Source organism: Paracoccus zeaxanthinifaciens ATCC 21588 (assembly GCF_000420145.1).
Taxonomy (GTDB): Bacteria; Pseudomonadota; Alphaproteobacteria; order Rhodobacterales; family Rhodobacteraceae; genus Paracoccus; species Paracoccus zeaxanthinifaciens.
On sequence record NZ_ATUJ01000002.1, the window covers coordinates 163,419 to 176,750 of the forward strand.

Here is a 13,332-nt window from a genome sequence, read left to right on the forward strand (position 1 = left end):
AAATCGAATGGATACCGGTACCAGGGAACCCAAGCTGGCGACTGCCGAGTTCAGCCGGGACATGGTCGAGACCATGCTCGCCTATTTCGACGCCTATGCCGACGAGGGTGTCCTCAAGGTCGAAGTTACGTCCTGGGGGTTGTGGCTTCCCAACAAAGTCACCGGCGGGCGCCAGTTCCTCGGCCTCGCGAAGCTTCCCGATTGCATCAAGCAGTAAGAAAGGACCGACCATGCAGGACGCACCCATCACCATCGACACCATCAGCCTGCCGCGCGACATGCACCGCTTCGACCTGGTTGCCAGCTTCTTCAAGCTGCGCAAGCAGATCTTCGTGGACCGCATGTCCTGGCCCCTTCACCACGCCGAGGGGATCGAGTTCGAGCAGTACGACACCTTCAACGACACCGTCTATGTCATCGCGCATCGCAACGGCCAGGCCGTCGGCGGGGCGCGGCTGAAGCCCACCGATTGCAGCTTCGGGGCGGGCAGCGTCGTCTACAGCTACATGATCCGCGACGCGCATCTGGGGCTGCTGCCGGGGATGCCGACGAACCTGTGCCACGACGAACCGCCCGTCGATCCGCGCGCATGGGAGCTGACCCGCTTTGCCGCCCTGCCCGTGCCGGGCCTGGCCGAGCGCATCCTCGAGGCTTCGAACGACTACCTGTTCGGGATCGGCGCAAGCGACTGCCTGTTCCTGGGGCCGCCCGCCTTCCTGCGCATGGCGACGCGCCTTGGCTGGACCCCGCAGAAGATGGGCGACCTGGTGTCGAACGACGACGGCAAGTTCCTGGCGTTTTCCTGCGCGGTGCGCCAGCCCGAGATGCCCGCCATGGCGGCCTAGCAGGAGGCAGCCGTCCTCGACGGGGTTTCGTTCACGATCAGCCTGCCCGCGCCCAACCGCGCGCGCAGGCTGCGCGACGTTCTGTCGATCGCAACCGTCACCAGCGCCGTCGCGACCAAGATCACGACGGCGCGGTCCATGCGCAGCTCCGCGATGGCATCGTCCAGGAAGAACCCGAGCGTGGCGATCCCCAGGATCCCCATGATCGCGGATTCGCGGATGATGATCTCCCACCGGTACAGGCACAGCGCCACGAAGCTGCCGAACAGGCGCGGCGCGATTTCCCAGCCCCACAGCGTCAGCCCGCGCGGCGCGTCGGGGCGCAGGGTCAGGCCGCGCGCCTGACGGCCCAGAAGATGCGCGATGATCGCCCCGTTATGCAGCGCCAGCGCAAGGATCGCGGGCAACATCGACGGGCCCCAGACCTGCAGGAACAGGAAGGCCAGCATGTATTCGGGAAAGGACCGCAGCACGACCAGCACAAGGTTCCCGATCCACGCGCCCACGCGCCCCGCGACGCGCGGCACCACCAGCGCCTGCCCCGCGAAGGCCACCAGTCCGGTCAGGACCAGCGCGATCTGCGCCACGACCATCGTGGCCCACAGCCCCGGCAGGATCGCGCCCGTCAGCATGTCCCACGCCCAGGGCGCCAGCGATGCCGGATCGCCCTGCCGCAGCGGCGCGGGCACGATGTCGCTGGTCAGGAACCGCCACAGCGCGCCCTGCCCCATCGGCGGCGCATCGACCTGCGACATGACCGCCGCGGCGGCCAGCAGCCAGCCCGCCACCAGCCGCGGGCGCATCCACAGCCGCACCGTTCCGATCAGCGCGACATAGATGACCATGACCGCACCTGCCGCGCCGTAATGGCCCTGCCGGAAGAAGGTATCCAGCTGGAAGCCCAGTGTCGGCAGCCCCACGAAGCCCAGCACCGCCGAGGAACGCAGCCCACATTCCAGGCGATAGAGCGCATAGCTGGCCATCTCGGGCCGCGCCAGGGGCACCCGCGCCCAGAGGAACCTGCTCAGCGGATCGACCCTGTCGCCCAGCCAGTCCGAGGGGCGGCGGTCGGCCTCGTCCAGGATCTCGGACATGACCTTGGCGAAGATCCCCGCATAGGGCAGCGCGATGGCCAGCACCCCGGTCCAGGTCCCGATGCCCAGCACCTGCATCAGCAGCAGCGCCCAGAACAGCTCATGAACCGAACGCAGCGCGATGGCCGTCCAGCGCACGCCGCGCATGGCATAGAAGGGCGCCATCAGCAGCCCCGCCACCCCGCCAAGCGCGACACCCGCGATGGCGAAGCCGACTGTCAGCGCGACGGCCCACAGGATCTGCTCGATCCCCGCGAAATCGGGCGACAGGAACCCCCGCGCCATGCGCGACAGCGCAGCCCAGGGGTCGTGCCCCGCGACCGTCAGATCGGCGAAGGGCAGCAGGATGACGGCCAGCGCCGTGAAGCCCGCAACCACCGCCAGCCGCGAGATCCTAGCGGGCATAGAGATCCTCGACCGTGGCGGCGTCCAGTTCGGCGATGGGCGCGTCGATCAGGATGCGCCCGCCCCGCAGGCCGATCACCCGCGTCGCGAAGTCGCGGGCCAGGCCCACGTCGTGCAGCGCAAGGATCGCGGTGGGAAAGGCCGCGCGGATCTCGGCCGCAAGGGCCGTGGCCTGCACGGGATCGACGGCCGACAGCGGCTCGTCGCCCAGGATGACGTCACCGCCGCGATGAATGGCGCGGGCCAGCGCGACGCGCTGCTGCTGGCCGCCCGACAGCGCCTCGACCGGGCGGTCGGCCTCGGGGGTCAGGCCCACGCGGGCCAGGACCGCCAGCGCGGCATCGCGGTCCGCGCGGCGTGGCCGGATCAGCGTGGCCAGGTTGCGCAGCGCCCCGTGATCGTCCAGCCGCCCCATCAGCACGTTGCGCAGCGCGCTCAGCTGCGGGACCAGCGCGGTATCCTGCGGCACCAGCGCGACGCGCCGGTCGCCAAGCGCGCGGTGCAGCGCGCCCAGCAGCGTCGATTTGCCCGACCCGCTGCGGCCCAGCAGGGCCACGCGTTCGCCGGGACGGACGGTCAGCCGGACATCCGACAGCACGGGCGTGCCGCCGTGACCCAGATCCTGACCGTCCAGATGCAGCATCAGTCCAGCAGGTCCAGCTGGCGGGCGACATCCTCGATCGGGGCATAGTCGTCGTTCGTGGCCGGAATGAAGCCCTCGCGCGGGAAGGCCGCCAGCAGCTCGGGATCGTCCATGCCGATCAGCGCGGCTTGCACGCGATCGGCGAAGCCTTCGCCCCAACGCGCATCGACATCGCCGCGGATGGTCCAGTTGTAGTCGGGATAGGGCGGCGTCTTCCAGACGACCTTGGCGGTCTCGACCTCGGGGGCGCCTTCGGCCACGGCCTGGTCATAGACGGCAAAGTTCAGCGCGCCCACGTCCCACGCGCCCGATCCGACCAGCCGCAGCGTCTGGCTGTGATCGCCCGAGAAGCCGACGCGGTCGAAGAACGCCTCGGGCGCCTCGCCGGTCTCCTCGCGGATGTGGAATTCGGGCATCAAGCGACCCGAGGTCGAGGTCTTGGCGCCGAAGGTGAAGGACATGCCCTTCGCGGCCTCGGGGAAGGCATCGGATTCGGTCAGGCCGGTTTCGGTATTCGCGATGAAGTAGGTCACGAATTCCGCGTCCTCGGTGCCTTGGGCGATGGCGCGGGCATCCTCGACCAGCAGGCGGGCCTGCACGCCGGACAGACCGCCGAACCATGCCAGCTGCACCTGGTCGTTGCGGAAGGCGGTGACCGCCGCGGGATAGGATTTCACGGGCACGAACTCGACCGGGACGCCAAGCTCGTCGGTCAGGTATTCGGCCACGGCGCCGAAGCGTTCGGCCAGGCGGGTCTCGTCCTCGTCCGGGATGGCCGAGAAATAGAGCGTGTCCTGCGCCTGCGCGGCGCCGGCAAGCAGCATCAGAAGGGCGGTGAGGCGGGCGATCATCCGGGGAACCTTTCGCAGATTGTCAGTGCCCCCATTACCAACCGCCGCCCCCGCCCGCTAGAGCGTGGCACCGTTTTCCTCGACCACCGCCTCCATCGCGACATGGCTGGAGGTTCCCAGCACGAAGGGCAGCGTCGAGATGCGTTCCGCCATGATCTGCCGGTAATGCGCCATGTCGCGCGACCGCACCTTGATCAGATAGTCGAACCCCCCCGCGATCATGTAGCATTCCTCGACCTCGGGGATGGCGCGCACGGCCTCGTTGAAGGCATCCAGCGCCTTCTGCCGCGTGTCGCTGACGCGCACCTCGACATAGGTGACATGGGTCAGGCCCAGCCGCACGGGCGACAGGATCGCGCGGTATCCGGTGATCAGGCCCGCATCCTCCAGCTGCTTGATGCGGATGGCGACGGGCGTCTTCGACAGGCCCACCTTGCGCGCCAGTTCCGTGACGGGGATGCGGGCATTGGCGGTCAGTTCGGCCAGGATGCGGCGGTTGATCGGGTCGAGGATCTCTGTCATGTCTGAAAAACGGTCCCATTTCGGTCTGAACGACCATCGCATGGGGCATCATTGGTCACAATGCCCATTCGTCGCGCTGTATGCTGGCGCAAAGACCAAGGATCACGCCATGAATTTCGATTCCTCCGCCAAGTTCCAGCCCGAAGCCCCGCTTCTGGCCCGCCTGATCGCCGATGCGAACCTGGACGCCGCCACGCGGGCGCGCATCTCGGGGCGCGCGGCCGATCTGGTCCGCGCCATCCGCGCGCAGTCGCGCCCGACCATGATGGAGGCGATGCTGGCCGAATACGGGCTGTCCACCCGCGAGGGGATCGCCCTGATGTGCCTGGCCGAGGCGATGCTGCGCGTCCCCGACCGCGCCACCATCGACGCGCTGATCGAGGACAAGATCGCGCCCTCGGACTGGGGCCGCCACCTGGGCGAAAGCTCGTCCAGCATGGTCAACGCCTCGACCTGGGCGCTGATGCTGACGGGCCGCGTGCTGGCCGAGGAAAGCCCCGGCATGGCGGGCACGCTGCGCGGGGCGATCCGCCGCGTGGGCGAACCCGTCATCCGCACCGCCGTCACCCGCGTCATGCGCGAGATGGGCCGCCAGTTCGTTCTGGGCCAGACCATCGAGGACGCGCTGGACCGCGCCCGCGGGCAGGAGGCCAAGGGATACACCTACAGCTATGACATGCTGGGCGAGGCCGCGATGACCGCCGAGGACGCTGCCCGCTATGCCGCCGAATACCGCGCGGCCATCGCGGCCATCGCGAAATCCTGCGACAAGGGCACGGTCGCGAAGAACCCCGGCATCTCGATCAAGCTGTCGGCGCTGCACCCCCGCTACGAGGTCGCGCAAGAGGCCCGCGTGATGGAGGAGCTGGTCCCCGTCGTCCGCGACCTGGCCCGCCAGGCCCGCGCCGCCAACATGGGCCTGAACATCGACGCCGAGGAACAGGACCGGCTGGCCCTGTCGCTGCGCGTGATCGAGGCCGTGCTGCCCGATCCCGAACTGGCGGGCTGGGACGGTTTCGGCGTCGTGGTCCAGGCCTATGGCAAGCGCGCGGGCGCGGCGATCGACCGGCTCTATGCGCTGGCCCAGGCATCCGACCGCCGCATCATGCTGCGCCTGGTCAAGGGCGCGTATTGGGATACCGAGATTAAGCGCGCCCAGGTCGAGGGGCTGCAGGACTTCCCGCTGTTCACCGCCAAGACCGCGACCGACGTGTCCTATGTCGCGCTGGCGCGCAAGCTTCTGGGCATGACCGACCGCATCTATCCGCAATTCGCCACGCATAACGCCCATTCGGTCGCCGCCGTCCTGGAAATGGCCGACGGCCAGCCCTTCGAGTTCCAGCGCCTGCACGGCATGGGCGAACGCCTGCACGACATCGTGCTGAAGAACGAGGGCACCGCCTGCCGCATCTATGCCCCCGTGGGCAAGCACCAGGACCTGCTGGCCTATCTGGTGCGCCGCCTGCTGGAGAACGGCGCGAATTCCAGCTTCGTGAACCAGATCGTCGACGAGGAGGTCACCCCCGAGGAGATCGCCGTCGATCCCTTCGACGCGCTGGAGACCGCGCAGGCGCCCGCATCGCTGGTCGCGCCCGACGCGATCTATGGCGAGGGGCGCGTGAACTCGATGGGGTTCGACCTGACCGCCGATGACGTGCTGGCCCGCATCGACCAGGCCCGCCGGGGCGACTTCGCGGATGCCGGTCCGATCACCGCCTGCGAGGCCAGCGGCCCGCAGGTGCAGGTCCTGAACCCCGCCACCGGTGCGCCCGTCGCGATGGCCGGCCATGCCGATGCCGCGACCGTCGATGCGGCCATCGCCGCCGCCGCGCCCTGGGATGCCGCACCCGCCGAACGCGCCCGCATCCTGCGCCATGCCGCCGACCTCTACGAGGCCGATTTCGGTCCGATCTTCGCCCTGCTGGCCGCCGAGGCCGGCAAGACGATGAACGACGCCGTGGCCGAGCTGCGCGAGGCGGTCGATTTCCTGCGCTACTATGCCGCGCAGGGCGAGAGCCGCACGGATGCCCCGCGCGGGCGCATCGCCGCGATCAGCCCCTGGAACTTCCCGCTGGCGATCTTCACCGGCCAGGTCACGGCCGCGCTGATGGCAGGGAACGCGGTCCTGGCCAAACCGGCCGAGCAGACCACCCTGATCGCCGCCCATGCCGTGCGCCTGCTGCACAAGGCGGGCGTCCCCGCGACCGCGCTGCAGCTGCTGCCGGGCGACGGTGGCGTGACGGGCGCCGCCCTGACCGCCGATCCGCGCATCGACGGCGTCGTCTTCACCGGCGGCACCGACACCGCGCAGCTGATCGCGCGCAGCGTGGCGCGCAACATGGCCCCCGGAACGCCCTTGGTCGCCGAGACCGGCGGCCTCAACGCCATGATCGTGGACAGCACCGCCCTGCCCGAACAGGCCGTGCGCGACATCGTGGCCTCCAGCTTCCGCAGCGCGGGCCAGCGCTGTTCGGCGCTGCGCTGCCTTTACGTGCAAGAGGATGTCGCCCCGCACCTGATCCGCATGATCAAGGGCGCGATGGACGAACTGCGCGTGGGCGATCCGTGGCACATCTCGACCGATGTGGGTCCTGTGATCGACGACGAGGCACGCCAGGGCATCGCGGATTACCTGGACGCCCATCGCGACCGCATCCTGCATTCGATCCCCGTGCCGCAGGGCGGGCACTTCATCGCGCCGACGCTGATCCAGGTGGACGGCATCCAGCAGATGGAGCGCGAGATCTTCGGCCCCGTCCTGCATGTCGCGACCTACAAAGCCCGCGATCTGGACCGCGTGATCGAGGCCATCAACGCGCGCGGCTATGGCCTGACCTTCGGCCTGCACACCCGCATCGACACCCGCGTGCAGGAGGTGACGGACGCGGTTCATGCGGGCAACCTCTATGTGAACCGCAACCAGGTCGGCGCGACGGTGGGCAGCCAGCCCTTCGGCGGCGAGGGGCTGTCGGGCACCGGACCCAAGGCGGGCGGGCCGAACTATCTGCCGCGCTTCTACGCCCCCGAACCCGGCCAGCCCGGCACCGCATGGGACCGCGCCGACGATCCGGCACGCATCGCCCGCGCATTGCAGGACGCCCCCGCAGGCGCCCCGCGCGACGAGACGCTGATGCCCGGCCCCACCGGCGAGCTGAACCGCCTGGCATCCCTGCCCCGCGGTCCGGTGCTGTGCATGGGCCCCGGCACCGCCGCGGTCGCCGCGCAGGCGCAGGCCGTCGAGGCGCTTGGCGGTCAGCCGGTGCAGGCGCAGGGCAGCCTCGATCCGCAGGCGCTGCGCGATCTGCCGGATCTGGCGGCGGTCCTGTGGTGGGGCGACGAGGCGACGGGCCGCGCCATGGCCGAAGCGCTTGCCCTGCGCGACGGCGCGCTGGTCCCGCTGATCGCGGCCAGGCCCGACCGTGCGCATCTGCGCCACGAACGCCACCTGTGCGTGGACACCACCGCGGCGGGCGGCAACGCCACCCTGCTGGCGGGCTAGGACAGGACCGGTCGCTCGTTCTTCAGGTGACGGGCGACCAGCCGCTTCTGACGGGCGGCATCGGGGACGTGGCGCGCCATGGGCCGCGCGTCCCCGCGCCGCAATTCGGGAAAGATCGTGAAGATCTCCTCTCGGCCCTCGTCGGTGATGCTGTCCATGGCCTGCGGGCCGGTATGCAGGCTTTCGGCGGGGGCGCCCTCGGCCAGGACGATCTCGTGCCGGTCGAACATCAGGTGAAGATAGGTGACCTGCGTCACCTCCGCATCGACGAAGATCCCCGGCAGCGCGGTCAGCCGGATGGCGGGCAGCAGCACCTCCCGTTCGCCGAACATCCGCTCCGCGATGGCCGAGGACAGGAGGAGGCGATGCTGGCGCGACACCAGCAGGTCGCGGCGCGGCAGCCCGCCGCCAAGCGCGCCCGCAAGGATGCGGACGGGACGCAGCCGCGGGTTCGCCTCCATCTCGGGGCGGGTGATGCGGCGGCTGCCGACCCATGACAGCGGTCGCGGGCCGGAATCCTCGGTCAGGACCATGTCGCCGGGGCGCAGGGTCTGTATGTCCACCTCTCCGTCGGGCGTAAGGATCAGCGTGCCGCCCGCAAAGCAGATGACGTTGGTGGGCAGGTTGATGTCGAAGCCCACGCCGTTGGGATTGTCGAGCTGGTTGCTGTCGGCGACCGTCCAGTTCGATCCCCCCGCGAGGATGCTGTCCAGCAGGTCCTGCCGCGTGAACGGCGCGGTCAGATCGGCGTCCGCCGTCCATTCCATGTAGTCGTTGTCGCCATCGATCACCAGGGCGCCGTTTTCCGGGGTCAGACCGGTCCCTTCCAGGTTCGGGGTCTGTGGCGTTGGGCCGTCGGCCTCGATTCCGATCACGGCGATGAAGTTCGTGGGCGTCACCGTGTCGCCGTCGCGGGTGCCTTGGAAGGCCCAGAACATCTCGTTTTGGTTCTCCAGGTCATCGCCGCGTTGCAACTGCTCCAGCGAGCCGCCTGTGCTGATGACAGGATCGGTGTTGCGCGCCATGTCGAGCGTCACGACGGTGTTCGCCGAGATGCCGCCGGCGGGCACGGTCCACTCTATCAGCTGCTCGTTGCCGATGAAGTTCGTCCCGTTCCATTCGTCATCGGTAAAATAGATGACCTCGCCTTCGGGGATATCGACGGTCGTGAGGAACGCGATGTCTTCGTTGTCGGCGTCGAAGCCGACGAAGAGCAGGTCTCCCGGTTCAAGAGGCATGGTAACAAACACCCTTTAACTAACCCTAATGCCTGAGAATACCGCCCGCCCCCATGCCGACGCCCCTGTTCTTTTGTGCAGGAAATGGTCGCTTGCGTGGTAAATCCTTGCACTTCCGGGGGAATGGCTCGCCTGGCCCTCAACCCAAGGCTGATCTGCTTGACGGGGCATGCGAATCACGCAAAGGTCGCCCGCACGTCAGGGGAGTCCCGCCAAGGGGACTGAGAGGCAGACGGGGGGAAACCCCGGTGACGCGACCCTTAGAACCTGAACCAGTTGATGCTGGCGTAGGAAGACCGAAGGGCAATCCCGCGAACCTTTGAAACAGGGTGCGGTCCTTTCGGGCCGCTGATGGCCCCTGCTCGGGCCGGACCGGTCCGCTTTCTGCCAAGGCTTTCACACTGGCTTTCCGCACAAGGAGACCCGGAATGAAAGACACGATCCCCGCAATCACCACCGGCCCGCTGCCGGCCTCGACCAAGATCCACGTGCCGGGCAGCCTGCACGACATCCGCGTGCCGATGCGCCGGATCGACCTGACCACGGGCGAGGGGCTGACCGTCTATGACAGCTCGGGGCCCTATACCGATCCCGATATCGCGATCGACATCGCCCGCGGCCTGCCGCCCGTGCGCGGCGCGTGGCAGCGCGAACGGGGCGACGTGGCCCCCTATGACGGGCGCGCGGTGACGGATGCCGACAATGGCTTTGCCACGGGCGCGCGGCTGGTCGCGCCCTTCCCGCAGGCCCGCCAGCCCCTTGCGGCCACGGACGACCGTGCCGTGACGCAGCTTGCCTATGCCCGCGCGGGCATCGTCACGCCGGAAATGGAATTCGCCGCCATCCGCGAGAACGAGGGCCGCATCGCCGCCCACCCGACCGATGGCGACCCGATGGGGGCCACCCTGCCCGATCTCGTGACCCCGGAATTCGTCCGGGACGAGATCGCGGCGGGCCGCGCCATCATCCCGGCCAACATCAACCACCCCGAACTGGAGCCGGTCGTCATCGGCCGCAACTTCAAGGTCAAGATCAACGCCAATATCGGCAACTCGGCCGTGACCTCGTCGATGGAGGAAGAGGTCGAGAAGATGGTCTGGGCCATCCGTTGGGGGGCAGACACGGTCATGGACCTGTCCACCGGTCGCAACATCCACAACATCCGCGACTGGATCCTGCGCAACGCGCCCGTGCCCATCGGGACCGTGCCCCTGTACCAGGCGCTGGAGAAGGTCGGCGGCGTGGCCGAGGACCTGACATGGGAGATCTTCCGCGACACGCTGATCGAGCAGGCCGAACAGGGCGTGGATTATTTCACCATCCACGCGGGCGTGCGGCTGCACATGATCCCGATGACCGCGAAACGCGTGACCGGCATCGTCAGCCGGGGCGGCTCGATCATGGCGAAATGGTGCCTGCACCATCACCGCGAAAGCTTCCTCTATGAACATTTCGACGAGATCTGCGACATCTGCCGCCGCTATGACGTCAGCTTCAGCTTGGGTGACGGGCTGCGTCCGGGGTCCATCGCCGATGCCAACGACCAGGCGCAATTCGCCGAACTGCACACCCTGGGAGAGCTGACGAAGATCGCATGGGCCAAGGACTGCCAGGTCATGATCGAGGGGCCGGGCCACGTGCCCATGCACAAGATCAAGGCCAACATGGACGAGCAGCTGAAGCACTGCCATGAGGCCCCCTTCTATACCCTCGGGCCGCTGACCACCGACATCGCGCCGGGCTACGACCACATCACCAGCGCCATCGGCGCGGCGATGATCGGCTGGTTCGGGACCGCGATGCTCTGCTATGTCACGCCCAAGGAGCATCTGGGCCTGCCCGACCGCGACGACGTGAAGACCGGCGTGATCACCTACAAGATCGCGGCCCATGCGGCGGATCTTGCCAAGGGGCATCCCGGCGCGCAGGCCCGCGACGACGCGCTGTCCAAGGCGCGGTTCGAATTCCGCTGGATCGACCAGTTCAACATCGGCCTCGACCCCGACACCGCGCGCGGCATGCATGACGAGACGATGCCCGCCGAGGCCCACAAGGTCGCGCATTTCTGTTCCATGTGCGGGCCGAAATTCTGCTCGATGCGGATCAGCCACGACATCCGCGCCGAGGCCGAGAAGACACGCGGCATGGAAGAGATGGCCGAGAAGTTCCGCGAGGGCGGCAGCCTGTACATCCCGGTCGAGGACTGACGGCGTTCCTCCCCGCGGGGAAGGTCTGCGGGGAAGGTTCGAAACACGCAGAGGGCGAGAAGCATCGTGCGGCAGGAATTGCCGCGCGATGCGAAAACATGCGGCATCCGGCATGTGTAAGTGCTGAAAATCCTTCTTTCCATCTATCCGAAAGGTTAGGTTTCTCGTTAAGGTTAACACAACCCGGACGAGAGCGGCCCCCGTGCGGCGTTCGATACCGGGCCCTGCTGCGGGATGCTGCCCATGACCCTCGAGACCGTCGATCCCGGTTCCGACCTTCTCCGCCACCTGACGATGGTGCAGGTCAAGTTCTCGGGGGTGCATATCGGCGGCGGGATCTATCTGACGGCGAACCATCGCCCATCGGAGGGGGGGGCAAGCTCGGCGACGCCACAGCGTGGGCTGGATGGCGAAACATCGTCGCATCGGGCCGAGGAATCCGATTTCACGCTGCCTGCCGATTCGACCACATGGGACGATTACAAGGACCCGGACGGCTTCGTCTATGCCGGCTATGACATCGCGATGCAGGCCGACGCCCGCGCCGAGGGCGAGCGGTACGACGGCCCGGCAGCACCGATGCTCATCATGTCCGATCCGGCGGACCTGATCGGCGCGCAGGCCTGGGTAACGGGCTATCTCTCGAACCCGACGGACGGAACGACCCGCTACGACACCCCCTACGAGACGTCCGGCACGATCGCGGGCTCGGTGGATTACGATGTGAACGGCGATCCGGGGCGGACCTGGAACGTCACGGGCGTCCAGGTCGAAGGCGGCATGAGCGGTGGCGGCACCTGGGCAACCTATACCACCCCCGACGGTCAGACCGGCGAATACCTGATCGGGACTGCGGCCAGGACCTATGGCAGCGGCGGCTACTCTACCGATCTGTCGGCGCAGTATCACGACCTTGCCGCCGCGATCGAGGCGTTGGAGGGCGAGGATGCCCGCAGCGCGGACGACTTCGCCCGGAACACGCTGGTGTCCGGCCAATCCGCGGGATCGAACGACACCACGGTGATCGGGACCTTCTTCCACGAAGACATCTGGGGCGGCGTCAACGACGATCTGCTGTTCGGGGCGGGCGGCGACGACAGGCTGTGGGGCGGCGATGGCGACGACACGCTGGACGGTGGCGACGGCCACGACACCCTGACGGGGGGCGCGGGGCGCGATGTCTTTGCCGGCATGGGGTCCGGGAACGACGTCATCACCGATTTCGACGCCACCGAGGACGTGATCGACCTCGCCAGCTTCTTTCCCAGCATGGCCGCATTGCGCGACGCCTGCACCGAGAACGCGGACGGCTCGATCACCATTATGCTGGCGGCTCCCGGCGCGACCACAACGGGGCAGCTAACGCTGGTCGGCGTGTCGGCAGCCCAGCTGAACGGCGCCGCGCTGATGGTGACCTGCTTCGCGTCGGGCACCATGATCCGCACCCCGCACGGCCCCCGCCCGATCGAGGCGCTGACCGATGGCGACCTGGTGCTGACGCGCGACAACGGCGCGCAGCCCGTCCTGTGGAAGGGCACCCGCGCCATGTCTGCGGTCGAGCTGCTGTGCCAGCCGCAGCTCTGCCCAATCCGCATCCGCGCGGGCGCGCTTGGCCCCGGCTGCCCTTCGGCGGATCTGGTCGTCTCGCCCCAGCACCGCATCCTGATCCGGTCGGGCATCGCGCGGCGCATGTTCGGCGCCTCGGAGGTGCTGGTGGCCGCCAAGCAGCTTCTCGGGATCGATGGAATCGAGGCGATGCCGCCCTCGGCCGTCACCTATCACCACATCCTGCTGCCCCGCCACGAGATCGTCTTCGCGAACGGCGCCGAGGCCGAGACCTTCTTTGCCGGCCCGCAGGCCATGGCCGCGCTGGACGATGCGCAGCGCGACGAGATCCTTGCGATATTCCCCGAGCTGCGCGACGGCCCCATGCCGGGGGCGCGCACCCTTCCCTCGGGGCGGCAGGGGCGGCAACTGGCGATGCGGCACCGCAAGAATGCCCGCCCGCTGGTCGCCGCCCTCGACTGA

Annotated in this window: 10 protein-coding genes; 5 read left to right on the top strand and 5 right to left on the bottom strand. The window is 68.4% G+C overall.

Features of this window, described 5'->3' with window-relative positions:
* Positions 1 to 7 precede the first annotated feature (7 nt).
* Both F804_RS17485 and F804_RS17490 read left to right on the top strand, forming a co-directional pair.
* Positions 8 to 217, top strand: coding sequence for a hypothetical protein (locus F804_RS17485; RefSeq protein ID WP_022706186.1), 210 nt, complete (start codon positions 8 to 10; stop codon positions 215 to 217).
* 13 nt (positions 218 to 230) lie between these two features.
* The gene (locus tag F804_RS17490) at positions 231 to 845 is read left to right on the top strand and encodes an acyl-homoserine-lactone synthase (RefSeq protein ID WP_022706187.1); all 615 of its coding nucleotides are present in this window, start codon (positions 231 to 233) and stop codon (positions 843 to 845) included.
* Here F804_RS17490 and F804_RS0102600 read toward each other — a convergent pair.
* From F804_RS0102600 to F804_RS0102615, 4 genes are read right to left on the bottom strand one after another with little or no spacing between them, the layout of a single operon-like run.
* Complete coding sequence (locus F804_RS0102600; RefSeq protein WP_022706188.1) at positions 842 to 2,344, bottom strand: PhnE/PtxC family ABC transporter permease; 1,503 nt, start codon at positions 2,342 to 2,344, stop codon at positions 842 to 844. The two genes, F804_RS17490 and F804_RS0102600, sit on opposite strands and share 4 nt — an antisense overlap.
* The gene (locus F804_RS0102605; protein ID WP_022706189.1) at positions 2,334 to 2,987 is read right to left on the bottom strand and encodes an ATP-binding cassette domain-containing protein; all 654 of its coding nucleotides are present in this window, start codon (positions 2,985 to 2,987) and stop codon (positions 2,334 to 2,336) included. The genes F804_RS0102600 and F804_RS0102605 overlap by 11 nt, the downstream gene beginning before the upstream one ends.
* Positions 2,987 to 3,838 (bottom strand): putative selenate ABC transporter substrate-binding protein, encoded by an 852-nt coding sequence (locus F804_RS0102610; RefSeq protein WP_022706190.1) that lies wholly within the window; start codon positions 3,836 to 3,838, stop codon positions 2,987 to 2,989. The genes F804_RS0102605 and F804_RS0102610 overlap by 1 nt, the downstream gene beginning before the upstream one ends.
* 57 nt (positions 3,839 to 3,895) lie before the next feature.
* Positions 3,896 to 4,360: an Lrp/AsnC family transcriptional regulator gene (locus F804_RS0102615; RefSeq protein ID WP_022706191.1), complete on the bottom strand. Its 465-nt coding sequence runs from the start codon at positions 4,358 to 4,360 to the stop codon at positions 3,896 to 3,898.
* A gap of 109 nt (positions 4,361 to 4,469) precedes the next feature.
* Here F804_RS0102615 and putA point away from each other — a divergent pair, with 109 nt between their 5' ends.
* Positions 4,470 to 7,859, top strand: a complete 3,390-nt coding sequence (putA, locus tag F804_RS0102620; protein WP_022706192.1) for a bifunctional proline dehydrogenase/L-glutamate gamma-semialdehyde dehydrogenase PutA — start codon at positions 4,470 to 4,472, stop codon at positions 7,857 to 7,859.
* On the opposite strand, the gene F804_RS16835 is transcribed toward putA, so the two are convergent.
* Positions 7,856 to 9,097, bottom strand: a complete 1,242-nt coding sequence (locus F804_RS16835) for a Hint domain-containing protein (RefSeq protein WP_022706193.1) — start codon at positions 9,095 to 9,097, stop codon at positions 7,856 to 7,858. The genes putA and F804_RS16835 overlap by 4 nt on opposite strands.
* Positions 9,098 to 9,525: 428 nt before the next feature.
* Here F804_RS16835 and thiC point away from each other — a divergent pair, with 428 nt between their 5' ends.
* Both thiC and F804_RS17495 read left to right on the top strand, forming a co-directional pair.
* The gene (gene thiC / locus F804_RS0102630) at positions 9,526 to 11,304 is read left to right on the top strand and encodes a phosphomethylpyrimidine synthase ThiC (RefSeq protein WP_022706194.1); all 1,779 of its coding nucleotides are present in this window, start codon (positions 9,526 to 9,528) and stop codon (positions 11,302 to 11,304) included.
* A gap of 243 nt (positions 11,305 to 11,547) precedes the next feature.
* The gene (locus tag F804_RS17495; RefSeq protein ID WP_169447671.1) at positions 11,548 to 13,332 is read left to right on the top strand and encodes a Hint domain-containing protein; all 1,785 of its coding nucleotides are present in this window, start codon (positions 11,548 to 11,550) and stop codon (positions 13,330 to 13,332) included.

What these genes read in the sequence shown, in the direction of transcription:
- F804_RS17495 (WP_169447671.1), top strand. Translation starts at nt 11,548, where the DNA reads ATGACCCTCGAGACCGTCGATCCCGGTTCCGACCTTCTCCGCCACCTG.
- F804_RS16835 (WP_022706193.1), bottom strand. Translation starts at nt 9,097, where the DNA reads ATGCCTCTTGAACCGGGAGACCTGCTCTTCGTCGGCTTCGACGCCGAC.
- thiC (WP_022706194.1), top strand. Translation starts at nt 9,526, where the DNA reads ATGAAAGACACGATCCCCGCAATCACCACCGGCCCGCTGCCGGCCTCG.
- F804_RS0102605 (WP_022706189.1), bottom strand. Translation starts at nt 2,987, where the DNA reads ATGCTGCATCTGGACGGTCAGGATCTGGGTCACGGCGGCACGCCCGTG.
- F804_RS17485 (WP_022706186.1), top strand. Translation starts at nt 8, where the DNA reads ATGGATACCGGTACCAGGGAACCCAAGCTGGCGACTGCCGAGTTCAGC.
- putA (WP_022706192.1), top strand. Translation starts at nt 4,470, where the DNA reads ATGAATTTCGATTCCTCCGCCAAGTTCCAGCCCGAAGCCCCGCTTCTG.
- F804_RS0102615 (WP_022706191.1), bottom strand. Translation starts at nt 4,360, where the DNA reads ATGACAGAGATCCTCGACCCGATCAACCGCCGCATCCTGGCCGAACTG.
- F804_RS17490 (WP_022706187.1), top strand. Translation starts at nt 231, where the DNA reads ATGCAGGACGCACCCATCACCATCGACACCATCAGCCTGCCGCGCGAC.
- F804_RS0102600 (WP_022706188.1), bottom strand. Translation starts at nt 2,344, where the DNA reads ATGCCCGCTAGGATCTCGCGGCTGGCGGTGGTTGCGGGCTTCACGGCG.
- F804_RS0102610 (WP_022706190.1), bottom strand. Translation starts at nt 3,838, where the DNA reads ATGATCGCCCGCCTCACCGCCCTTCTGATGCTGCTTGCCGGCGCCGCG.